This is a genomic window from Testudinibacter sp. P80/BLE/0925, from assembly GCF_053570785.1.
On record NZ_CM131636.1, the window covers coordinates 1,588,115 to 1,611,998 of the forward strand.

Consider the following 23,884-nt stretch of genomic DNA (forward strand, 5'->3'; position numbering starts at 1 on the left):
TATGCCAAATTTATTGAACCGTTGCAACCATTGATAAACAACACTGCCGTTTGATACGCCCAATTTCAGTGCAATTTGGTCAAAGGTCAGTTCGGTGTGTTGTAAATATTCAATGGCTTTCAGCTTATCTTCAAGCCTATATTTTCGTGGTATATGTAGGACGGCTAGCCCATCAAGACCGGAATATTGATATTGTGCAACCCAGTGACGAATACAGCGTGGTGCAACTTGAACGTGTTTTGATGTTTGACTGAGAGATTGAGCATGTTGAAAGTAATATTCAACGATTTGTTGTTTCAATACTTGGGTATATTTAGTCATAAAAATCTGCACCTTAGTCAGTTGGTTTTGCAGTCCAACTTTTGGGGTGCAGATCAGATTTGATATGCAAGGGATTTTTATTAGAAGCTATTTTTTAAATGTTCAGGCTAATCTTCTAACCCGAGAATTTGATTAACTTCACTCTTATACAACACCGCTTTGGCGCCAAAAATCGCTTGGATACCGCCGCCGACTTCGAGTACATCAATTGCACCAATCTTTTTCAAGCCGGCTTTATCCACTTTTTTCACGTCTTTGAGCGCCACGCGTAACCGAGTGATACAGGCGTCTACGTGTTCGATATTCTCTTTTTCGCCAAGTGCGGTGATAATTTTCACTGCATTCTCATGTAAGTCACTGTTGGCTGAAACCGCACTTTGGTTTTCTTCGCTTTGGCTGTCATCATCACGTCCCGGGGTCATCACATTGAATTTGATGATTAAGAAGCGGAAGGTAAAATAATACAGCGCCGCCCAGGGCAAGCCGACCAACACCACCCGAATCCAGTTGGTTTTATCGTCACCTTGCAAAATCCCGAACAACAGGAAGTCGATAAAGCCGCCGGAGAAGGTGTTACCAATAGAAATATTCAGAATATCAGCGATGTAGAATGATACCCCGTCGAAAAACGCATGGATCACATATAACCACGGCGCAACGAACAGGAACATAAATTCAATCGGTTCGGTGATCCCGGTTAAGAATGAGGTCAAAGCAACGCCTAAGAACAAACCGCCGAACAGTTTACGCCGTACTTTCGGTACGCAATGGTACATTGCCAAACAAGCCGCCGGCAAACCGAACATCATGGTGTCAAAACGCCCGGCAAAGAAACGCGTACCTTCGGTAAACAACCCCTGATGATTTGGATCAGCTAATTGGGCAAAGAAGATTTTTTGCGCTCCGGCAATCGCACTACCTGCGACTTGTTCCACGCCACCCAGTTCGGTGTACCAAAACAGCGGATAAATCATGTGGTGCAAGCCGATCGCACCGGACAAGCGCATTAAGAAACCGTAGAAAAATGTGCCGATTGCGCCCATTTTTGCAATTCCTTCCCCGGCACTGACCAGCCAACCTTGGAATGTCGGCCAGACTAAGAAAAAGAACACACCGACAAAAATTGCGGCAAATGCAGTCACAATCGGTACAAAGCGGGAACCGCCGAAGAAGCCGAGCATTTGCGGCAATTGGATATTGTGGTAACGGTTATGCAGCCATACCGCCAGCAAGCCCATCACCAACGAGCCGATCACCCCGGTGTCAATACCACTCGCCTCAGGAGTAAAAATCGCTAACAATGCGCTGATGGTACCGGTCATAATCAAATAACCGACCACCGCCGCCAATGCTGCCGTACCTTTATCACGGTTAGCTAAACCAATGCCCAAACCGATACACAATAACAGCGCAAGATTGGCAAAAACCACGGTTCCTGCCGCCGCCATCACTTTAAAGATACTCTGCAAGAAATCGTTATCCAAAATCGGATAAGCTAAAATCGTGGTTTGGTTCGACAGTGCGCCGCCAATCCCGAGCAACAAACCGGCAGCCGGTAAAATAGCAATCGGCAGCATAAAGGCTTTACCGACTTTTTGTAGTGTTTTAAACATATAAGCCTCCTTTTTACTTACAAATAAAAAAGATGAACCGCTCGACTATTCATCGTTGAGTCCATCTTTGATTTTTAAAAAACGTGAATTATATCCGCAAGTGCGGTATGCGGTAACTTACAGATAGTTGGCTTTCAATTCTTTTGCAACGGCTACTTGTTCCGCGGTTAATTCTTTGGTCATCGGTTCGCGGCAATAACCTGCGTCTACGCCATCCAGCTTCAACAACTCTTTGATGGTCAGATATAAACCGTTGCCCAAAATACCTTCGATTAAATCATTGGTAACGTGTTGGATTTCTAACGCTTCCTCGATCTGTCCGGCTTGCGCTTTTTCAAAGATTTGACGCGCACGGATACCGTTGACGTTGAAGGTACTGCCGATTGCGCCGTCCACGCCCAATACCGCGGCAGGTAACATCATTTCGTCGAAGCCCGCCCAGATTAAGTGGTTCGGATAGGCTTTTTTCAAGCGCTCCAACAGATAGAAGTCACCTGCGGTGAATTTTACGCCGATGATTTTTTCGTTTTCATACAATTCGCCGAATTGCGCTACGCCGATATTCACGCCCGTTAAGAACGGAATGGAGTACACGATCATGCGGTTGCCGGTGGCTTCGATAATAGTGTTATAGAAGTGTTTGATTTCGGCAAAGCTGAATTTGTAGTAGAACGGTGTCACCGCAGACAAACAGTCATAGCCTAATTCCGTGGCATATTTACCCAATTCAACCGCTTCTTTCAAATTCACGCTGCCCACTTGTGCAATCAACGCGATTTGATCTTTGGCTTCATCTTTGGCAATGCGGAAAATTTCTTTTTTCTCTTCGGTGGACAACATAAAGTTTTCACCGGTGCTGCCGCCGACATACAAACCGTCCACTTTCATTTTATCAATGTTATGGCGCACGATTTGACGCAAGCCTTTTTCATTAATGGTTCCGTCCTCATTGAATGAAACCAGCAATGCGCTGAAAATACCTTTTAAATCTTTCATGAAATCTCCTAAAAATTAGATTATTTAATACGTTGTTCAAGAATAACGTTTAATGTTTTTTGTTTTTTACTCATCGAATTATCCGGCTCTGCTTGTACCAACAGGGCGTAGATTAAATCCATGACAAATAACTGGGAAATTTTGGTACCGATGGAGTCGCCTTGCAGTTGCCCTTGTCGATTGCCGTTAATCAGCACATAATCCGCAACTTCAGTAATCGGCGAACGTAGATTATGGGTAATCGCAATGGTTTTTGCCCCATTGGCTTTGGCGATTTTTAATGCTTGTGTGGTTTCGATTGAATAACCCGAATGGCTGATACCGATCACAATATCCTGATCATTCATCAAGGAAGCCTGCATATACATAAAATGGTTGTTGGTGAGTGCATCCACCTGCAAGCCGATACGCAAGAATTTATGTTTGGCATCTTCCGCGGTCAAACCGGACGAACCGACACCGAACACGAAAATCCGTTTTGAACGGCGAATGGCCTCGACCGCTCTTTCCAATTCATTGAAATCCAATAAATTGATAGTTTCGCTAATCACATTCGACAGCACGCTTTGCAGTTTCAGCGCAATTTCACTCGGCTCATCCTCACCGCCAATTTGAGTGTCTAACAGCGAACCGTTCTCTTTGTTTTGGGTTGCCAACTCAATTGCCAAATCCAATTTAAAATCGGTATAGCCTTTAAAGCCTAAGGTACGACAAAAACGAATAAAAGTGGCTTCACCAACATCCAGTTTCGCTGCGACTTCAGATAATGAACATTGATTTAGTAAATCCGGAGAGGTCAGAATCGCGGACGCAATTCGTTTTTCCGTCTTTGTCAAACTGCTTTGCAATGCACCTATGGTATCTAAAATTTTTCCACCTTGATTCATGACATACTCCTATCGATCAAATTTTATAATAATGTATAAGGAATTTTGACAACCAGTTTTTTCACCTTATGGCTTTGTCCCGCCACATTACAGCCCGGTTTATGCGGCTCATACGGGAAAAATACGGCAAACATTTTCGGTTGCAATACAATACTGTTTTTATTCTCAATTTCTACCGCTGTCAATTGGTAATCATCATCTTCGTGATAAGCTTCATAATTACTCAGATCCGGATTGCCGACGCCGAATTCTATTTGCTCCGTACCGGAGATTAACACTTGTACATCCAGATAACGGTGGTGCAATTCCGCTTTTTTACTCGCCGCCTCTGCCGTGTCAAATTCCATCACGTTCATGAAAATATCGGCAGTGATGTCGTGGCGTCCCAATTCCAACGCCGCCAAATCTTGTCGGTTTAAATAATCGCACACGTCTGCAATTACCGCCGGCAACCCAAGATTTACCTGTTCTTTCGTCAAATCAGCCAAAATCATATTTCAGTCCTTACCTTTTGTTTTTTAAACTAGCCTGCATCCAAAGTGCGGCGCCTACCAAGCCGGCGTCTTGCCCGCAAACCGCGGGTACGACATCGGTGTGATAAAAGTGCGGTAACCGCCGTAGATATTCGCGCACTAACGGTAGATAACCGTCGGCCAAACCGACGCTGCCGCCCACGGCAACCCGCTGAATATCATTACTAATCACTAAATCGGCAATCAGATTGGCAATTGCCAGCGCCGAACGCTGCACCACCGCAACCGCTTCAGGCACGCCTTGACGGAAACGTTCGAACACTTCTTTCGGTTCGCACGGATTTTCCCACTGTGCCGCCGTGGCTTCAATCGCCCTGCCGGCGGCAACCGCCTCCACACAACCCCGTCTGCCGCAGCCGCAAACCGGACCGTTCGGATCCGCCAACGTATGCCCGATATGACCCGCCACCCCATTTGGACCGATTTGCAATTCGCGGTTCAGAATCATACCACCGCCGACACCGGTCGAAACCGTGATAAAAACAAAATTATCCACTTTTTCATCCAGTAATGCATATTCTGCATAAGCGGCTGCCTGCACGTCATTTAGCAAACCTATCGGATGGCGGGTGTGTTTTGCGATAGTGTCACGCAACGGGAACTCCGCCAAACCGCCCAAATTTTTCGGATTAAGTGCGGTCAGGACACCGTTATTGATAATCCCGGTCGAAGCAACGGCAACCGCGTCAAACATCCCGTTATAATGCCGTAATAATTCGGACAGCACATTTGCCATACCTTCGGCTGATTTATCCTGCGGCGTTTTTATCTGTCGGCGCTGTTCAACGACCTTGCCCGTCACCAACGCGCTGGCAATCTTAGTTCCGCCAATATCTATCGCCAAACAACATCTCATCTTTTCCGAACCCCTACTCTTTGCGCGTTATTTTACCGCATTGATTTTATTCACGAACCAGCTGACGATATGCTCCAAACGGGTCAATGCCGAACCGACCGTCACGGAAAATGCGCCGTTTTCGATTGCCAACGCCGCCAATTCCGGTGTGTTGTAACGCCCTTCCGCCATAACGCGGCAACCGGACGCTTTCAGATCTTGCACCAATTTAATATCAGGATCTTTCGGAATTGCGCCGCCGGTATAGCCCGACATCGTACTGCCGATTAAATCCACGCCTAAATTCTGGCAATACATCCCTTCTTCGTAATTGGAGCAATCCGCCATTGACAAACACCCCAATTCCTTAATTTTGGCAACCAATACGTCACGCGTTTCAGGGCGCACGCGATCGGTGCCGTCAAAGGCGATAATATCCGCCCCGGCCGCCGCCAGCGCTTCCACATCATGTAAAAACGGCGTAATCCGCACCGGGCTGTCATCCAGATCACGTTTCACAATGCCGATAATCGGCACATTCACCTTGCTGCGCGTGGCTTTTAAATTCTCGATACCTTCAATGCGCAAGCCTGCCGCGCCGCCGTTCACCGAAGCTTGCGCCATTGCCGCCACGATTTCCGGCGAATCCATCGGCCCATCATCGACCGGTTGGCAAGACGCAATTAATCCCTGTTCAAGTGTTGCCAAGATTTGTTGTTTTGTAAGTTTTGACATTTTAACTCCATGCATTATAGTGCCAAAGAAGATTAACTTCATTGAACATAGAGTAATACTTCATTTCAAACAGAACAAGAGAAATCGTTGCAAAATGAGATCTAAGTCAAATTTAACTTCCAGAAAACATTTTGCTTGTATGGTTAAAAAAAGAAAACCGCAATTGACCGCACTTTTTCCGTTAAAAAGACTTATACTATATTTTCTTTTTTCGCTACGGCCTCAAGCAACCCCATGAACAAAAAATCTATCTATATTGCCTATACCGGCGGTACCATCGGGATGAAACCGTCGAAATACGGCTATGTGCCGCAGCCGGGCTTTATGACCAGCTATCTGGCCGCATTGCCGGAACTGCAACGTCCGGAAATACCGCACTTTACCGTACACGAATATCCCGAATTGATCGATTCCGCCAATATGACTCCGGCACACTGGCAGCAAATTGCCGACGATATCAAAAAACACTACGGCCGCTATGACGCGTTTATCATTCTGCACGGCACGGATACCATGGCGTACACCGCTTCGGCACTCTCTTTTATGTTTGAAAATCTGACCAAACCGGTGATTATCACCGGCTCGCAAATCCCCATTTCCGGGTTGCGCTCCGACGGTTTAAGTAATTTGCTGAATTCATTGTATCTGGCGGCACATTATCCAATCAGCGAAGTCACATTGTTTTTTAACAACCGCCTGTTGCGCGGCAACCGTAGCACCAAAAGCCACGCCGACGGTTTCGACGCCTTTTCTTCTCCCAATTATCCGGCATTGATTGAAGCGGGAATCACGATTTCCGTCAATAACGCCGCATTAAATCTGTTACCGCGCGGCGAATTTAAATTGCGCACCATCACGCCGCAACCGATTGGGATTGTGATGTTATATCCGGGAATCTCCCCGGAGGTGATTCGCAATGTCTTGCAGCAACCGGTGAATGGCTTAATTTTACTGACTTTCGGTATCGGCAATGCGCCGAATACGCCGGAAATTCTGTCGCTACTGCAACAGGCCTATGATGACGGCATTATCGTGTTGAACCTCACACAGTGTTATGCCGGGAAAGTCAATATGGAGAGTTATGCCACCGGTAATGCCTTGGCGAATGTCGGGGTGATCAGCGGTTATGATATGACGGTCGAAACCGCACTTGCCAAGTTACACTACCTCCTCAGCCAAGATCTCAGTATTGATGAGGTGCGGCATTATTTACGCCAAAATTTACGGGGAGAGCTCACACTTTAGTAATCTGTTTATGGGGAAAGTGCGGTTTACAATTGACATCTAACCGCACTTTGCTAGTATTTTCAGCGCGAAAGCTTATTCCATTTTATTATTACAACACTAACAGGAAAACAACGGACTAACGTTATGGACTATATCCAAGCACTCTTTAATATTATCGACACCCTGACTTGGGGCTGGGCGTTGATTCCAATGCTGATTATTTTCGGCCTATTTTTTACTATTATCGGTGATTTTGCGCAGTTTAAATACTTTAAACGGATGTTTAAATTTCTGCGTAATGAGCCGAATAAACACGGCAAAAACCAAATCAGCGGCCGCCAAGCGCTATTCGTATCTATCGGCGGACGCGTCGGCGGCGGCAATATCGCCGGGGTGGCGGTTGCCATCTCCATCGGCGGCCCGGGTGCGGTTTTCTGGATGTGGGTTGTGGCCCTCGTCGGCATGATGACCAGTATCGTCGAATGCACCCTAGCCCAATTATATAAACACAAAACCGCTGACGGACATTTCCGTGGCGGTTCGGCGCGTTTTATTCTGCACGGATTGGGCGCGAAATACCGTTGGATGGCGATCGCTTATTCGATCTGCTTAATGCTTTCTTTCTCGATCGGTTTCAACGCATTCCAAGGCAATACCGTCGCCGGCGCGGTGCTGGACAGCTTGCAAATTGATCGGATGTGGACAGGGATTCTGCTGGCGATTGTCGGCGGTGCGATTATCTTTGGCGGGATCACCCGGATCTCTAAAGTCTCGGACGTGATTATTCCGATTATGGCATTTGCTTATATCTTTATGGCATTAACCGTGATCGTGATGAACATCGGCGAAATTCCCGCGTTAATCATGACGATTGTTAAAAATGCCTTCGGCATTGATTCCGTGGTCGGCGGCGGCATGGGGATTGCGATTGCGCAAGGTATGCGCCGCGGATTATTCTCGAACGAAGCAGGCTTAGGCTCTGTGCCGAACGTTGCTGCTACGGCGCACGTCAGCCACCCGGTCAGCCAAGGGATTGCCCAATCATTATCGGTGTTTATCGACACCATCATTATCTGTAGCTGCACCGCTTTCATTATTTTATTGGGTAACGTTTACGTACCGGGTGCGGAAATCGACGGCGTAGTATTAACCCAACAATCCCTTGTCAGCCACTTCGGCGAATGGGCGAAATATTTATTAACCTTCTCGATTTTGTTGTTTTCGTTCAGCACCATTATCTACAACTATTACTTAGGCGAAAACGCACTGAGCTTCCTGTTCTACGGCAAAAAGGAGCAGCTGCCGATTCTCATCCTACGTTGTGTCGTGATTGTCGTATTGTTCCTCGGCGCAACCGCACCGGGAGCAACTTCGGTCTTCTTCTTCTCTGATCCACTGATGGGTTTGTTAGCCCTATTGAACTTGCTGGCGTTGATCATGCTGTTCCCACAAGTGGTACGCTTGATGAACGACTACCGCCGACAGCTAAAACAAGGCGTGGAAGAACCGGTCTTCAACCCTGAGCAATTCTCGGATTTGGATATTGATCGCGAAGCATGGAAAGTACAAAAATAACGTTCCTTGCGAAATAAAATAAGAGTAAAGTGCGGTTTGGCGGTGATGATCATCATGAGCCGACCGCACTTTTCAATGGTTAACAGATAAGAGGAGAATAACATGAATAACGTCACAATTTATCACAACCCGGAATGCGGCACCTCGCGCAATGTCTTGGCTTTGCTCCGCCATTGCGGCATTGAGCCGACGATTATCCATTATTTGGAAAATCCGCCCGATGAAACCGAACTGCGTAATTTACTGGAGCAGATAGCTATCAGCCCGCACGAATTATTGCGCCGTAACGTTGCGCCATATCACGATTTGGGACTGGATAAAGATAATGTCAGCGACGAACAAATTATTGCGGCAATGCTGCAAGCGCCGATTTTGATTAACCGCCCGATTGTCATCACGGAGAAGGGCTGTAAGTTATGCCGCCCGTCCGAAGCGGTGTTAGACATCCTGCCTATCGCCTTGCCTACTGTCTTCTACAAAGAAGATGGCGAAGCGGTTCATCCATTATAAGGCCGGCATAATCGCAAAAATAAAAAACCGTACAAGGGATTTGAGATTGCTGACAAACTGACTTCTCTCCCTCCGCGTGCGGAGGGAGTACCGTTTTTCGCAAGAAAAATGGGGAGGGAGGGGTAATATGAAAATGCAACATATTACTTTTTAACATTCTTTATGCCTCCCTCCGTCCTTCGGACACCTCCCTCCGTATACGGAGGGAGGGAAATGATTAGAGCAAGAGACTTTATCATCCGCCTGAAATCCCTTGTAGATCAATACAAGGGATTTGTTTTTTATAACAGGATGTGTATTACGCAAACGGATCACGTAAAATCATGGTCTCGACACGATCAGGGCCGGTGGACAGAATATCAACCGGTACGCCGGTTACTTCTTCAATCCGTTTGATATAATCGCGCGCGGTTTGTGGCAACTGATTAATATCGGTAACGCCGAACGTATTTTCCGACCAACCCGGTAAGGTTTCATAGATTGGCTCGACATTTTCCCAGTTTTCCGCCGCTGTCGGCGCATATTCCACGATGGAGCCGTCCGGCATTTTGTAGGCAACGCAGATTTTCAGTTGCTCAAATCCGTCCAAGACGTCTAATTTGGTCATGCAGAAACCGGAGATCGAATTGAGTTGAATCGCACGGCGTACTGCAACCGCGTCAAACCAACCGCAACGACGCGGGCGCCCGGTAACCGCCCCGAATTCATTGCCTTTTTTGGCAATTTCCACCCCAATTTCGTCAAACAGTTCGGTGGTGAACGGACCGCCGCCGACACGGGTGCAGTAGGCTTTGATGATCCCTAATACATAATCCAAGTGACGCGGCCCGTAACCGGCGCCTGTCGCCACACCGCCCGCGGTGGTGTTGGAACTGGTCACATACGGATAAGTACCGTGGTCGATGTCCAACATTGTGCCTTGCGCCCCTTCAAACAGGATATTGTCACCGTTTAAGCGCGCTTTGTCTAAAATGGTCGGAATATCGGCAACCATTGCAGTGATGATGTCGGCAATGGCAAAAATCTCAGTTAGGGTTTTGTCGTAATCAACCGGCTCGACTTTGTAATAATTGACTAATTGGAAGTTATAGTATTCCAAGATGTTTTTCAATTTTTCAGCGAAGGTTTCACGGTTGAACAGATCGCCGACACGCAAGCCGCGACGGGCGACTTTATCTTCGTAAGCCGGACCGATACCGCGACCGGTCGTCCCGATGGCTTTTTTGCCCAGCGCCGCTTCACGGGCATGATCCATCGCAACATGGTAAGGTAAAATCAGCGGACAGGCTTCGGAAATCAGCAAGCGTTCGCGCACCTTGACACCGCGGCTTTCCAGTTCGCCCATTTCTTGCATTAATGCCGCAGGGGAGAGCACCACGCCGTTGCCGATCAGGCAGGTGACGTTATCGCGCAGAATACCGGACGGAATCAGGCGCAAGACGGTTTTTTCACCGTTGATAATCAAGGTATGACCGGCATTGTGGCCGCCTTGATAGCGCACCACATATTTGACGCGATCAGTCAGTAGATCAACAATTTTCCCTTTTCCTTCGTCGCCCCATTGCGCGCCGAGGATTACAACACTTTTCCCCATAATAATTTTACCTTTTAAGATGTACGGATTCGCAACTGTTTACTTTACTATTTTCCGTTATTAACTACAATCAAAGTGCGGTATTTTCTTGTATTTTTTAAGTAAAAAACAACAGGTAAAAATAAAAGCCCTAGCGGCGGCTAGGGCTTGTTTAGTGCTGACATTCGTTTTAGTTTTCCGGTTGCATATAGCGGAAGAAATCGCTGCCCGGTTTTAGAATCATCATATTACCGGCGTTTTTAAAGCTCTTTTCATAGGCTTTCAGGCTGCGTACAAAGCTGAAAAATTCCGGTTCGTTGCGGAATGCGTCAGAATAGACTTTGGCTGCGGTGGCGTCGCCGCTACCGCGTAATTCTTGTGCCGTTTTATTGGCGTTTGCCAAAATCACCGTCACGCGACGATCAACATCGGCTTGGATAAACGCCGATTTCTCACGCCCTTGCGAACGGTGTTCCCGTGCGACCGCATCCCGTTCGGCGCGCATACGCTGATAAATTGATGTTGATACCTCTTGTGGCAGATTGATTTGTTTCACGCGCACATCAACCACTTGAATCCCTAAATCCGAAGCGCTGTCCGCCCCGCTGTTTAAGGCGTTCAAGGCACCGGTCATCAACTCGCCGCGCGTGCCGGAGACAATGTCTTTAATCGTTCTGGAACCGATTTCCGAACGCAAACGGTCATTGACTTTACGCCGTAACAAGTTGTCGGCATAGGTGTAATCGCCACCGCCGGTACTGGTGTAGAAACGCCCGAAATCGCTGATCCGCCATTTCACATAAGAATCGACCAACAAATCTTTTTTCTCGACGGTGACGAAGCGATCCGCTTGTCCGTCTTGGGTTTGGATTTTGGCATCCAGCACTTTGATATTGTCGATAAACGGCACTTTAAAGTGAATGCCCGGATTATAGATAGTGACCTTGTTATCGGCGTCACGCAGCACTTTGTTAAAGCGCAACATAATCCCGCGCGATCCTTCGTTGATCACCACAATACTGGAATACAGAATAGCCGCCAGTAGAATAATGACCGGCAATAAAAACTTACGCATTATTCGAATCTCCCTTGGCGAGTGCTGTTTTCATAGCGTTCTTCTTGTTGTGAGCCTATATAGCTGTTTTCATTATTGGTTGAAGCGGCAGGCGACGGCGTGCGAACCGGCGTATTTCGGTTTGCCGCACTACCCAGTGCGGTATTGGTATTCGCCCCTTTTGCTTGTGGCGCGTCTGTCTTTTCGACCGCACTTTCAGCCGCTTTTTTCTGATTCAACATTTGTTCCAACGGTAACACGGTCAGATTGTTGCCGCCGGTGGAATCCAACATCATTTTCGGGGTTTCCGCCATAATGTTTTCCATTGCTTGAATATACAGCCGTTCACGCAATAATTCCGGTGCGGCTTTATATTCCGGTAGCAGTTGTTGGAAGCGTTCCACTTCCCCTTGTGCGTCCAATACCACTTGTTCTTTATACGCGGTGGCTTGCTCGACGATACGCTGTGCGTCCCCGCGCGCAATCGGCTCGGCTTCACGGGCATAGGCTTCCGCTTGGCGGATAAAGCGTTGTTCGTCTTCTTGGGCTTTGATCGCGTCGTCAAACGCGTCTTTCACTTGCTCCGGCGGACGGGCGGACTGGAAGTTGACATCAATCACCTCTAAGCCCATGTCGTACGGCTTGATGACATTTTCCAGATAACGCCAAGTGTCTTCACGTACTACCGAACGCCCGGTGGTCAAAATATCGTCCATCGTCATGTGGCCGATCACATAACGCAGCGCGCTGTCGGTGGCTTGCGACAGGCTGTTTTCCGGATTGGTGACACTGAACAGGAATTTTTCCGGATTATTGACCCGATATTGCACCGTCATTTCCACCACGACCATGTTTTCATCTTGAGTCAGCATGCTGCCTTGGGTTTTCAGTTCGCTGATTTTTTCGATATTCACCGGACGGACTTGATCGATAAAGGTCGGTTTCCAGTTCAAACCCGGTTGCACAATCGAATTGACTTTGCCGAAACGCAACACCACGCCGCGCTCGGCTTCTTTCACGGTGTAAAAACCGCTGACGCCCCACACGATTGCGCCGATCACCGCCGCAACCGGTAACAGTTTACCGAAATTGAACGCCGGTGCATTATTGTTGGATTGACGGTTATTGTTTCCTCCACCGCCCATTTTTTTCAGCAGATTATTGAAAATATCTTCTAAATCCGGCGGACCTTGTTGTTTATTGCGTTGCGAATGTGGCTGTTGCTCGGGTTCAGGATTGTTTTGCCAATCTTGTTGCCCCGAATTGTTATCGGGCTTTTTTTGCCCGCTTTGCCCCGGTTTGCCCCAAGGGTCTTGATCTGAATTATGGTTGTTATCCGAACCATTCCACGACATAGTTGCGATTTCTCCGTCAGTTAAAAATAAGCGGCGTAACAAAAAATTGTAACAATCCGCTAACTCAAGCAGTTTTCGATTGTATCATTTACGCATAGGATTGCCAGTCTTTTTGCTGTAAGGGTTTTATTCATCGCGCCAACACAGCTCGGCAGGGATAATTTTATTTTGCACCGTTTTCTTATCCAGCAATTTCAGAATGGAAGCAAACAGTTGGTTGGCGATCTGTTGATGATCTTGTCGAATCGAATTGATATGAAACGGCAGGCAATTCAGCAGTTCATAGTCATCAAATGTCGCGAGGTGTAAGCGCCTTGAGCTAAGGTGATCCAACAGGTTTTTTTCGTTCAAAAAACGCAACACGCCGACCAGCAAGCCGTAAGAGGCAACAAAAATCGCCTGCGGTAAGCGGCCTAAATCGTGCAACAGTTCCGCCATCATTTGATAGCCCGATTCGGAATGATAATCGCGATGTTTTATCCAGTCATCTTGCAAGGTTAAACCGCCTTGTCGTAAACCGCACTTGAAGCCTTGCAAGCGCGCTTCGCTCGGTGTGAGCCGCAACAGACCGCCGAGATAATAAAACTCGCTTAAGCCGTGTTTTTTGATCATGCCGCTGACCATTTGCGTGACCGCACTTTGGTCATCTGTAATCACATAGGGCACATCGGCATCTCGGATAAAACGGTCTAACTGAATTGTCGGAATCGTGCCTAAGTGCGGATAGTGTCGTTTGCTTTGCTGAATCGGCGTGGTGATTAATAAATCGATTTGCCGTTCCAACAGGTTTTCAATCGCTTTGCTTTCCAAGTGCGGTTGCTCATCAGAACAGCTGATAATCAGTTGTAAGCCGTGGTTACGGCACAGTTTTTCCAAAATGCGGCTGGTTTGGGCAAAGCCGAAGTTGGAAAAATCGGGAATCACCAAACCGATGGTGTTCGTGCGCTGTGATTGCAACGCTTTGGCATAAATATTGGCGCGATAGTGATGTTGTTGCGCAATATCCAAAATTTTTTGCCGGGTTTCGTCTTTAATCCGAAACTCGTCGGCACGTCCGTTCAGCACCATGCTGACGGTGGTTTTGGAAACACCGCTGAGTTCGGCAATATCGTTCAGCGTACAGCGTTTGGGTTTAGCGATCATGTTTTCTTTATTGGTATAAACCGTAATTTCGTAGGGGCGGATGATATATCCGCCCGAACGGAATATTGCGTTTTTCTTTTGTTGATGAAATGCTTATACCGCACTTCGTACTCGGGCGGATATATCATCCGCCCCTACTTTATTTCATTCACTTGTAGCGTAATTATCAGATTTTGATTACTCCGCCAAATACGTAATCGGCTCTAATACCGCACTTTCAATTTCTAACCGGCGCGAACTTTGCAGCGTGTTTTGTCGATTTTTAATAAAAAAGCGCGAAGTTAGGGCTTTTTCGCCGCCGTTTAAGAAAATTTCGATCACCGAACGGTCAATAAAAATGTCCACCTGTTGTAAATCTGCAATCGCACAATAACGCTGTTCGCCCAAGCTCAACATACTTTCCGTTTGTTCGGTTGCGCGGCGATCCAAACAGAACACGTCGTTTTGATAACTTAACGTTAGATGTTGCCCTTCGGCATTATCAAACAGTTGCAAGCTAAAATCGCTGTTTTGCGGGTTAAATGTTAGATAACGGCAATCCAAATCCGCCAATTCCGTGGCTTGTTGCAACGAAAGTGCGGTCAGGTTTTGCGGATAATACTGTTCGAGCGGGGTTTGATAAATCCGATTATTTTTCAAGGTCAAACGGCGCGGCATGGTGAGGGTGGAATGCCAGCCGTATTCATCGCTCGGATACTGTAAATCCGGCAACCCAACCCAGCCGAGCATGACCGCACTTTGGCTGTTATCCAATCCGGCAAAGGTTTGCGGTGCGTAAAAGTCGAAACCGTAATCCAATTCGGCAAAGGCTTCCACTTCAAAATCCAACTTATCCAGTTTGCCGATCACATAGGTGGAATGGTAGTTATTTTGGAACTGCCGTGCTTCACGTTGTTTGCCTTGCGGTGACCAAATAAACAGATCTTTGTCGCCGATTTTCAGCAGATCAGGGCATTCCCACATAAAAATATGGCGGTTGTCGAAATCCGATAGGGTCAGTTCGCCCAACAGTTGCGGCGGCGTGTTGATATTGTCCATTTCAAACACGATTGCCGTGCCGCTTAAATCCTCACGTTGCGCACCGCAAATAAACCGCACTTTGCCGTCGGCAGTGAAATACGGCTTCGGATCACGCACGTGTTCGCTGTAACCGGTCGGGGCGCAGGTCACCAAGGGGTATTTATCCAGCAATTTTCCCTCTTTGCTGAACACGGCGATATTTTGGTACGGAATGCGTGCGTTATCACTGCTGCGGCGGGTGTTGCCGGTGTAAAACGCGGCGATGTAATCTCCTAACGGCAATGCGCCGCCGGAATAACAACCGTGTGATTCGAACATTTCGGTCGGAATCAGCGGATCGGCGAGGGTAAAGTGTCGGAAGTCAGGCGTGGTATAGTGCAGCCAGTGTTTCATACCGTGCATGGCACTGTAAGGATACCATTGGTAAAAAATGTGGTATTTCTCACCGTCGAACACCAAGCCGTTCGGATCATTGATTAAGCCGAACGGCGCGGTCAAATGGTAATCAGGGCGGAAATCCTGATCAGCGGCAACCTGTGCCGCCACCGTATCGAGTTCGCCCTCTTCGGCGGCAAGCAGACTTTTATATTTTCCCTGATTGAAAATCAACATCGGATTTCCCCTTTCTGTTAATTAAGCCGATTGCGCCAAATAATCGGCTAACTGTTGCTGATTCGGCAATGCCGCCATTGCGCCTTTGGCGGTGGTGGCTAGTGCGCCGCAAGCATTGGCTTGGCGGATAATCGGCACAAGATTCTCCCATTGCTGCCAGTTTTCGGTTTGCGATAAGCCGGCAAGCAAACCGCCGACAAAAGCGTCGCCTGCGCCGGTGGTGTCCACCGCTTGCACCGCTTTGCCGCTAATCAGTTGCTGTTCACCATTCAAATGCACCAACGCCCCGGCTTTGCCCTTGGTAACAATAATCAGTTTTTGCGGATAATAGGCGGTGATGGTTGCCAAAGCCTGTTCTAAGGTCTCTTTTTCGGTCAGCAGGGTGAGTTCTTCTTCGGAAAATTTCAGCACATCCGCCAACTCAACTGCCTGCATGACAGTCATGCGCATAATGTCCTCATTTTCCCACAGCGAAAGACGCAAATTCGGGTCGAACGACACCATGCCGCCGATTTGTTTGACTTGCTGCATTGCATTCAGCGTCGCTTGTTGTGACGGGTTATTCAACAACGCAATCGAACAGCAATGCAACCACTCGCCACGGTTAAACTGCGGTACATCGTCGCTTTGCAGAAACTGATCCGCACTGGGATTGACCATAAAGGTGAAACTGCGCTCGCCGTCGTCGTCCAAATCGACCACCACCGTCGACGTGCGGTTTTGCGGATCAAGCAGCATGAAATCGGTGTTGACGTTTTCTTGCTGTAAGACGTTTTTCATAAAACGCCCGAGCGGATCATCGCCCACCCGCCCGATAAACGCGCTTCTTCCGCCCAGTCTGGCAATCCCGACGGCAACATTGGCAGGCGCGCCGCCGGGCGCTTTAATATAGTGATTCTCTCCCTCGGGAATCAAATCCACCACCGCGTCACCTAATACCCATACTTTTTGTCTCATACTGTTACCTTTCTACTTGCTGGAAGATTTGGCTAAAATTTTAGCTAAAACGGTTTAGGTAGGCAAGGAAAGTGCGGTTTTTCTTGAAAGTAGGACTGGAAAATGTGATCTGGATCTAAAAAGTGCGGTCGTGAAACCGCACTTTGGTGATTAAAATGTCTTTTCAAAAATCAGATTGGCATTTTTCTGCGTATAGGAATACATCGACGGCAGGTTGCTGGCTTGTTTTTTCCAGTTGAAATGCAGCTTCGGCGTAATGCCCCAAACGTGCCAGTCGCGTTTCCACAGGGTTAAATTCACGTTATAAATCTTATCGTTGCGCACTTTACCGAGCGGAATCATCTCGCCCAATTTGGCTTGGTCTTTGTAGTGGCGTTGGGCGTAAGACAAGCCCAAACGCGAGGAAGTGCCCCACTGCCACTCTTGCCCCCAACCAAGGCGCAGAGTGCGAGTATTGTTGCTGTATTGCCACACACGGGTTTGTTCCCGATTGTAATCGCTACCAAAATAGAAAAATTGGCGCGGGCTGCGTAACCACAGCAGGGTGGCGGAAGCCAGTTGGCTATGTCCGTTCAGGTTTTGGTTGTCATAATAATGCTGTTCGGCGTGTTCCAGTGCGGTTGAAAGTTGCCAGTTGGCGTTTAGCCAGCGGCGATATTCGCCCCGCACCCCGTTCGCCCACTTATACGATTGATTGCCGTACCAGCGTTTTTCATAAAACGGCAACACGGAAAGCGTTTGCAGCGCACTTTTATGGCTGTAACCGAGGTAAGTGCGGTGATAAATGTCATCGTAAGCGTGATTATCCCAAAAATTCTTACCGAACAGTTCCGTGCCAAAATGCAGATAATGGGCGGCGCTCAGGTTGAAATCCCGCTCCAGACTGAATGAGTAGGCAATGCCGTGTGCCGACTGCGGCAGCATACGCTCGTCTTTGACAAAGCCGGTGTTCTCGATTTCACGGTTGGACGAGGTGTTATTGACATTGCCGTCACGCAAGTAATAGGCACTGAAACGGCTTTGCCAGCCGCTGCGTTGCTGCAATGCGTCCAGATAGGAATCAATCAGCTTGACCACCGGCGCAGGCACGCCGACCGCACTTTTGGCTTTTTCAAACTGATCGCGTGCCGCATTGTCTTGTCGATCTTGAAACAGGCTTTTTGCTAATTCAATGCGCACCGGATTGAGGTCGGGATTGACGGCGAGGATTTCACGAAAACGGCTAATCGCCAGCGGATAATCTTGCGCCAGTTGCGCAAGAGTGGCTTCGGCAAATTGAATTAAAATTGGATCATGCTGCGCAAAAGTGCGGTAAATCGCCAGCAATTCTTGAATCAATTCAGGGTTGCGTTGCTGCAAAGCAAGATTGAGCCAATCTTGGGTTAATTGCGGACTTGCCAACAATTGCGCCCGACTCACCCGCAACGGCGGCACCGCACTTGGCGTTGAATCGTCCAGGGTTTTCAATGGCGCAGTTGGCAACGCGATATTTTGAATGCTGTCAGGTTGCGTTGTTTGCTGAATCGGAGTCGAGGTTTCTGCTACCGCACTTAACGCACAAAGTGCGGTTAGGCTTGTTACTAAAAGAGATTTTTTCATGTTTTTTCTTAAAAAGAGAGGCGCAGGTGCGCCTCAATTAATTTGTTATACAACCTAAATAATTATTTGGCAGCATTAAACACGGCTTTGGTTTCATATCCCCATCGATCGGTTAATGTTGCTGAACCAGCCACTTCAGCTGCACCACGTCCCATAAATTTTCCTTCATAAGTACCGGAAAGTGGCATATCCATTAGACCTTTATCGGTGGTTTTAGCATTACCTGTAAAAGTGATTTCGCCATTTTTAGCGGTAATTGCTGTTTTGGAGAGTTCAGTTTCTCGCCAAATATTTTCGAAGTGCATTTGAGTTATATCACCAGAAATGGTTTTTTTATCAAAGTCAGCATTGAGTGTAACCGTACCTTCTGAAATATTGTCAGTAATGGCGATATAACTTGTTCCTTGATATTTAGCAGAGCCTTTTAACGTTTCTAATTCATTGGCGTTTGTTGCTCGTCCGGAGTAGATTACCATCGCATCGTTGGCATTACGTCCATTGACTGTGCCAGTAGCTGAAACACCGGCAATACCGGAGTCATTTAGGTTATTGCTGTAAGTATCATAAGCTGCTTCGATGTTTAATACTTTACCGTTAGTCACGGAACTACTGCTTACGGATTGGCTAGATCTTCCTTTGCCGGAGCCATCCGCAGCGACTAATTTGGCTAAACCATCTTCATTTGTCCAAGTGTCTTTTTTAATAGGCTCTAAAATGTCGCTGTTATTTAAAGATGTTGCGGTATAAACATAGGCGTTGGGTTCAGTACGCGCTAATTCGGCTAAACGAGCTTCTTCAGCTTTACGGGCTTCTTCGGCTTTACGGGCTTCTTCGGCTTTACGGGCTTCTTCGGCTTTGCGCACTTCTTCAGCTTTACGGGCTTCTTCGGCTTTGCGAGCTTCTTCGGCTTTACGCGCTTCTTCGGCTTTACGGGCTTCTTCGGTTTTACGCGCTTCTTCAGCTTTACGCGCTTTTTCGGCGGTGGAATTATCGGTAGCCGGTGTCACTGTTGTTGATGTATTGGTGTTTGCGGCAGGTTTATTGTTTGATCCGCCACCCGACGATCCGCAAGCGACTGCGCCGAGAGAGATTAAAATAGCCAAAGCAGTGGTTTTTATTGTGGGTTTCATAAAATATTCCTTATGGTTTACGCTTAGAAAAATGTAAATAAAATTCACAGTTAATGATTTCTTCACTCCAAAACAGATAAAAAATCATTAAACTTTCTCAGTTTAAAAAAAAAAAAAAAAAAACAAGGCTTTAGCGATCTTTATGCGGAAACTTTGATCTTTGTCACATTAGAAATAAAAATGGAGTAAAATTTCAAAAAAGAGAGGGGGAAGTTCAGAGAAAAAATAGAAACGCGCTATCGGTAGAAGAGCGGATAGCGCGTTGAAAAAGAAGTGAATTAGTAAATCACGTTGTTGTGATAACGCGACAGAATCGCTTGGATATGATCCATTTTTTCTTTGCTTGGCGGCAGTACGTCTTCCAGCTCGTATTTTTCGCCCATCGCTTCCCATTTGTGTTGTCCCAAACGGTGATAAGGCAGCAGTTCGATTTTTTCGATGTTTTGCATATCTTTGATAAATTCGCCGAGCAGAGTGACGGAGTGATCGTCGTCGGTGTAGCCCGGCACGACCACATAACGAACCCATGTGCGTTGGTTGCGTTTTTGCAGGTAGCGGGCGAATTCGAGGGTGCGCTTGTTCGGCACGCCGATCAGGTTGTGGTGAATGGTATCGTCAAGCTGTTTCAAATCCAGTAGCACCAAATCAGTGACATCAAGCAGCTCGTCAATCACGTTGTCGTAACGGCGCACAAAACCGTTGGTATCCAGACAGGTGTGAATGCCTTGTTCTTTACAGGCGCGGAACCAATCGCGCACAAATTCCGCCTGCAAAATCGCTTCGCCGCCGGACGCGGTTACGCCGCCACCGGACGCGTTCATAAAATGACGGTAGGTCACCACTTCTTTCATCAGCTCTTCAACCGTGATTTCTTTGCCGCCGTCTAAATCCCAAGTGTCGCGGTTGTGGCAGTATTTACAGCGCATTAAACAGCCTTGTAAAAACAGGATAAACCGAATCCCCGGCCCGTCCACCGTACCACAGGATTCGAAAGAGTGAATGCGTGCTTTAATCGTCATAGCAGTACCAAAAATGCAAAATTAGAGAGTAAAAGTGCGGTCAATTTTACCTGAAACAACCGCACTTTGCGATAGAAAGTCTGATTTGAATGTGGTTAGGTGTATTTTTCAAGGAATTGGGCTGGGGTTAAAATTTCAAGTGGCAGGTATGTTAATGCTACAAAATCTTTATCACCGGTGATTAATATATCAACATTTTCTAAAAGTGCGGTCGCAATCACCGGATAGTCTTTTTCATCTCGAATATAAACATCCAAATTAAATTTGGTTGGTGTATAGACTAATTCATAGCTGATGATAGAAAGTAAGCGATCAATAACCTCTAATTTATGGGGGAATTTTCGTTCCATAACGGTTTGTAATTCATTTGCAACGTAAGATGCAAGTACCATTGTGTTTTCAACAGCAACGACTTCGATTAAGCGGGTTCATTCGCGCTGACGGAAAAAGCAATGCAGATAGTAATACATTAGTATCTAACATGATTCGCATTAGCTTGCTTTCCTTAGCATTTTGATTAATTCAACTACATCATCTTCAGAGTACAGCCCGGCTTTTTCCGCTTCGCCTTGGAAAGCTCGCTGTGCTTCTTTTATGGCTAACATCGTGGAATTCAGAATTTCAACTTTGCCGTTGTTTTCAACAAATAATAATTTATCGCCTTCTTTCAAATTTAATTTTTTGCGAATAGCGATAGGAATGGTGATTTGCCCTTTTGAGGTGATTTTTGCAAGTTCCATGATATACTCCTTTCATTCCTTACTATTCAGGAATTCTTTTTTTTGGGATTGTGACACAGTTTGATCTAGCGTGCAAGCAACAAAAAACCCCGCCAATCGGCGGGGCTTGGGAGTGAGATTAAACCCGAATTACATGGTTTGGGTAAAGGTACGGGTAATCACGTCTTTTTGTTGTTCTTTGGTCAGCGAGTTGAAACGTACCGCGTAGCCGGAAACACGGATGGTTAATTGCGGATATTTTTCCGGGTTTTCCATCGCGTCTAACAACATTTCACGGTTCATCACGTTAACGTTCAGGTGCTGTCCGCCTTCGATCGTCGCTTCGTGGTGGAAGTAACCGTCCATTAAACCTGCCAAGTTGCGTTTTTGCGCTTCGTAATCTTTACCTAACGCATTCGGTACGATAGAGAAGGTGTAAGAGATCCCGTCTTTGGCGTAGGCAAACGGCAGTTTGGCAACCGAAGTCAGGGAAGCCACCGCACCTTTTTGGTCACGGCCATGCATTGGGTTCGCTCCCGGTCCGAACGGCGCACCGGCACGGCGACCGTCCGGAGTGTTACCGGTTTTTTTGCCGTAAACCACGTTAGAGGTGATGGTCAATACCGATTGGGTTGGCACTGCATTACGATAGGTTTTCAGTTTTTGAATTTTCTTCATGAAACGTTCAACCAAGTCACAGGCGATATCGTCAACACGGCTGTCGTTGTTACCGAATTGCGGATATTCGCCTTCGATTTCGAAGTCAACCGCAATACCGTCTTCATCACGAATCGGTTTCACTTTGGCATATTTAATTGCGGACAAGGAGTCGGCGGCAACAGACAGACCGGCGATACCACACGCCATGGTGCGATACACATCACGATCATGCAATGCCATCAGTGAGGCTTCGTAGCTGTATTTGTCGTGCATGTAGTGAATGATGTTAAGTGCGGTCACATATTGTGTCGCCAACCAGTCCATAAAGCTGTCTAAGCGGTTCATCACATCATCGTAATCCAAATATTCGCTGGTGACTTTATCGGTTTTCGGACCGACTTGCATTTTCAGTTTTTCATCAATACCGCCGTTGATTGCGTATAACATGGTTTTTGCCAAGTTCGCACGGGCACCGAAGAACTGCATTTGTTTACCGACGATCATCGGGCTGACGCAGCAGGCGATGGCGTAGTCATCGTTGTTGAAATCAGGACGCATTAAGTCATCGTTTTCGTACTGTACGGAAGAGGTGTCGATAGACACTTTGGCACAGTAACGTTTGAAACCGTCAGGCAGTTTTTCAGACCACAGAATCGTCATATTCGGTTCCGGAGACGGCCCCATGGTGTAGAGCGTGTTCAAGAAACGGAAGCTGTTTTTGGTGACCAGGGTGCGACCGTCCAAGCCCATACCGGCTAAAGATTCGGTTGCCCAGATTGGATCGCCGGAGAACAGTTGATCGTATTCCGGGGTGCGCAGGAAACGCACCATACGCAGTTTCATCACCAAATGGTCGATTAATTCTTGCGCTTGTTCTTCGGTGATTTTGCCGGCTTGCAGATCACGCTCGATATAAATATCCAAGAAAGAGGATACGCGACCGAATGACATCGCCGCACCGTTTTGTGATTTCACCGCCGCCAAATAAGCGAAGTAAGTCCATTGCACCGCTTCTTGTGCGTTAGTCGCAGGGCCGGAGATATCGTAGCCGTAGCTCGCTGCCATTTGTTTGATTTGACCTAAAGCGCGGTGTTGTTCGGCAATTTCTTCACGCAATTGGATTGTCATTTGCAAATCTTCGCCTTTTTCCAAGCGTTCTTGCAACGAACCGAATTGTTTGAATTTGTCTGCCATTAAGAAATCAATTCCGTACAGCGCGACACGGCGGTAGTCACCAATGATACGCCCGCGACCGTAAGCGTCCGGTAAACCGGTTAACACCCCGGATTTACGGCAGCGCAGAATGTCAGGAGTGTAAACGTCGAACACGCCTTGGTTGTGGGTTTTACGGTATTCGGTGAAGATTTTTTTCACTTGCGGATCCAGTTCGCGACCGTAAACTTGGCAAGAACCTTCCACCATTTTGATCCCACCGAATGGAATGATCGCACGTTTTAATGGCGCATCGGTTTGCAAACCGACGATTTTTTCCAAATCTTGTTGGATATAACCTGCCGCATGGGAGGTGATGGTGGAGATGATGGAGGTATCGAAATCATACGGTTCGTGGGTTTTGTTTTCCACTTTGATCCCTTCCATCACTTTTTCCCATAATACGTCGGTCGCAGGAGTCGCGCCGGCGAGGAAAGCTTCGTCACCTTCATACGGGGTGTAGTTCAATTGGATAAAATCGCGTACATTGACATTTTGCTGCCAGTCGCCGCCTTTAAATCCCGCCCAAGCCTGTTGCTGAAGTTCAGTTAATTGTGTCATAGCAATACATTCCTTAATTTAGAAGAAATTAAAACGAT

At 47.2% G+C, this 23,884-nt stretch carries 21 protein-coding genes and 1 pseudogene; 3 read left to right on the plus strand and 19 right to left on the minus strand.

The features are described from left to right. Nucleotides 1–33 precede the first annotated feature (33 nt). The 7 genes and pseudogenes from ACWA5Z_RS07700 to ACWA5Z_RS07730 form a co-directional block, all read right to left on the minus strand. A pseudogene (locus tag ACWA5Z_RS07700) lies at nt 34–321 on the minus strand (transposase); the annotation flags it as partial. A gap of 107 nt (nt 322–428) precedes the next feature. Beyond that, a complete protein-coding gene (locus ACWA5Z_RS07705; RefSeq protein ID WP_431051160.1) occupies nt 429–1,934 on the minus strand; it encodes a PTS transporter subunit EIIC in 1,506 nt (501 codons plus the stop codon). A 117-nt stretch (nt 1,935–2,051) separates the two neighbouring features. Further along, nucleotides 2,052–2,930, minus strand: coding sequence for an N-acetylneuraminate lyase (gene nanA, locus ACWA5Z_RS07710; protein ID WP_431051162.1), 879 nt, complete (start codon nt 2,928–2,930; stop codon nt 2,052–2,054). A 20-nt stretch (nt 2,931–2,950) separates the two neighbouring features. After that, nucleotides 2,951–3,817: a MurR/RpiR family transcriptional regulator gene (locus ACWA5Z_RS07715; RefSeq protein ID WP_431051164.1), complete on the minus strand. Its 867-nt coding sequence runs from the start codon at nt 3,815–3,817 to the stop codon at nt 2,951–2,953. Between the two features lie 23 nt (nt 3,818–3,840). Next, nucleotides 3,841–4,311, minus strand: a complete 471-nt coding sequence (nanQ, locus tag ACWA5Z_RS07720; RefSeq protein WP_431051166.1) for an N-acetylneuraminate anomerase — start codon at nt 4,309–4,311, stop codon at nt 3,841–3,843. A gap of 10 nt (nt 4,312–4,321) precedes the next feature. After that, on the minus strand, nt 4,322–5,206 hold the full coding sequence (locus ACWA5Z_RS07725; protein ID WP_431051168.1) for an N-acetylmannosamine kinase: 885 nt from the start codon (nt 5,204–5,206) through the stop codon (nt 4,322–4,324). Nucleotides 5,207–5,233: 27 nt separating this feature from the next. After that, entirely contained in the window at nt 5,234–5,920 is a 687-nt protein-coding gene (locus ACWA5Z_RS07730; RefSeq protein WP_431051170.1) for an N-acetylmannosamine-6-phosphate 2-epimerase, read from the minus strand. Nucleotides 5,921–6,154: 234 nt separating this feature from the next. Between ACWA5Z_RS07730 and ansA the strand changes: the two genes are divergently transcribed. The 3 genes from ansA to arsC all read left to right on the plus strand — a co-directional run bounded on the left by ansA (nt 6,155) and on the right by arsC (nt 9,232). Beyond that, nucleotides 6,155–7,165, plus strand: coding sequence for an asparaginase (ansA, locus tag ACWA5Z_RS07735; RefSeq protein WP_431051172.1), 1,011 nt, complete (start codon nt 6,155–6,157; stop codon nt 7,163–7,165). Nucleotides 7,166–7,291: 126 nt separating this feature from the next. Next, the gene (locus ACWA5Z_RS07740) at nt 7,292–8,722 is read left to right on the plus strand and encodes an alanine/glycine:cation symporter family protein (protein WP_431051174.1); all 1,431 of its coding nucleotides are present in this window, start codon (nt 7,292–7,294) and stop codon (nt 8,720–8,722) included. 102 nt (nt 8,723–8,824) lie between these two features. After that, the gene (arsC, locus tag ACWA5Z_RS07745) at nt 8,825–9,232 is read left to right on the plus strand and encodes an arsenate reductase (glutaredoxin) (protein WP_431051176.1); all 408 of its coding nucleotides are present in this window, start codon (nt 8,825–8,827) and stop codon (nt 9,230–9,232) included. Between the two features lie 298 nt (nt 9,233–9,530). Here the strand turns inward: arsC and purA are convergent, their stop codons facing one another. The 12 genes from purA to pflB all read right to left on the minus strand — a co-directional run bounded on the left by purA (nt 9,531) and on the right by pflB (nt 23,846). Further along, the gene (gene purA, locus ACWA5Z_RS07750; protein ID WP_431051178.1) at nt 9,531–10,826 is read right to left on the minus strand and encodes an adenylosuccinate synthase; all 1,296 of its coding nucleotides are present in this window, start codon (nt 10,824–10,826) and stop codon (nt 9,531–9,533) included. 169 nt (nt 10,827–10,995) lie between these two features. Next, nucleotides 10,996–11,880, minus strand: a complete 885-nt coding sequence (hflC, locus tag ACWA5Z_RS07755) for a protease modulator HflC (RefSeq protein WP_431051180.1) — start codon at nt 11,878–11,880, stop codon at nt 10,996–10,998. Continuing rightward, the gene (hflK, locus tag ACWA5Z_RS07760) at nt 11,880–13,214 is read right to left on the minus strand and encodes an FtsH protease activity modulator HflK (RefSeq protein WP_431051182.1); all 1,335 of its coding nucleotides are present in this window, start codon (nt 13,212–13,214) and stop codon (nt 11,880–11,882) included. Before hflK ends, hflC begins: the two co-directional genes overlap by 1 nt. A gap of 126 nt (nt 13,215–13,340) precedes the next feature. Further along, nucleotides 13,341–14,357: a LacI family DNA-binding transcriptional regulator gene (locus ACWA5Z_RS07765; protein WP_431051184.1), complete on the minus strand. Its 1,017-nt coding sequence runs from the start codon at nt 14,355–14,357 to the stop codon at nt 13,341–13,343. A gap of 177 nt (nt 14,358–14,534) precedes the next feature. Then, nucleotides 14,535–15,989, minus strand: coding sequence for a glycoside hydrolase family 32 protein (locus ACWA5Z_RS07770; RefSeq protein ID WP_431051186.1), 1,455 nt, complete (start codon nt 15,987–15,989; stop codon nt 14,535–14,537). A 21-nt stretch (nt 15,990–16,010) separates the two neighbouring features. Beyond that, a complete protein-coding gene (locus tag ACWA5Z_RS07775) occupies nt 16,011–16,946 on the minus strand; it encodes an aminoimidazole riboside kinase (protein ID WP_431051187.1) in 936 nt (311 codons plus the stop codon). Between the two features lie 150 nt (nt 16,947–17,096). Further along, on the minus strand, nt 17,097–18,545 hold the full coding sequence (locus ACWA5Z_RS07780; protein WP_431051189.1) for a surface lipoprotein assembly modifier: 1,449 nt from the start codon (nt 18,543–18,545) through the stop codon (nt 17,097–17,099). A gap of 62 nt (nt 18,546–18,607) precedes the next feature. Then, nucleotides 18,608–19,675: a factor H binding protein domain-containing protein gene (locus ACWA5Z_RS07785; RefSeq protein WP_431051191.1), complete on the minus strand. Its 1,068-nt coding sequence runs from the start codon at nt 19,673–19,675 to the stop codon at nt 18,608–18,610. Nucleotides 19,676–19,953: 278 nt separating this feature from the next. Beyond that, nucleotides 19,954–20,694, minus strand: coding sequence for a pyruvate formate lyase 1-activating protein (pflA, locus tag ACWA5Z_RS07790; RefSeq protein ID WP_431051193.1), 741 nt, complete (start codon nt 20,692–20,694; stop codon nt 19,954–19,956). A 95-nt stretch (nt 20,695–20,789) separates the two neighbouring features. Beyond that, nucleotides 20,790–21,086: a putative toxin-antitoxin system toxin component, PIN family gene (locus ACWA5Z_RS07795; RefSeq protein ID WP_431051195.1), complete on the minus strand. Its 297-nt coding sequence runs from the start codon at nt 21,084–21,086 to the stop codon at nt 20,790–20,792. Nucleotides 21,087–21,185: 99 nt separating this feature from the next. Further along, the gene (locus ACWA5Z_RS07800) at nt 21,186–21,434 is read right to left on the minus strand and encodes an AbrB/MazE/SpoVT family DNA-binding domain-containing protein (protein WP_431051197.1); all 249 of its coding nucleotides are present in this window, start codon (nt 21,432–21,434) and stop codon (nt 21,186–21,188) included. 129 nt (nt 21,435–21,563) lie between these two features. Beyond that, nucleotides 21,564–23,846, minus strand: a complete 2,283-nt coding sequence (gene pflB / locus ACWA5Z_RS07805; protein WP_431051199.1) for a formate C-acetyltransferase — start codon at nt 23,844–23,846, stop codon at nt 21,564–21,566. Between the last annotated feature and the right edge of the window lie 38 nt (nt 23,847–23,884).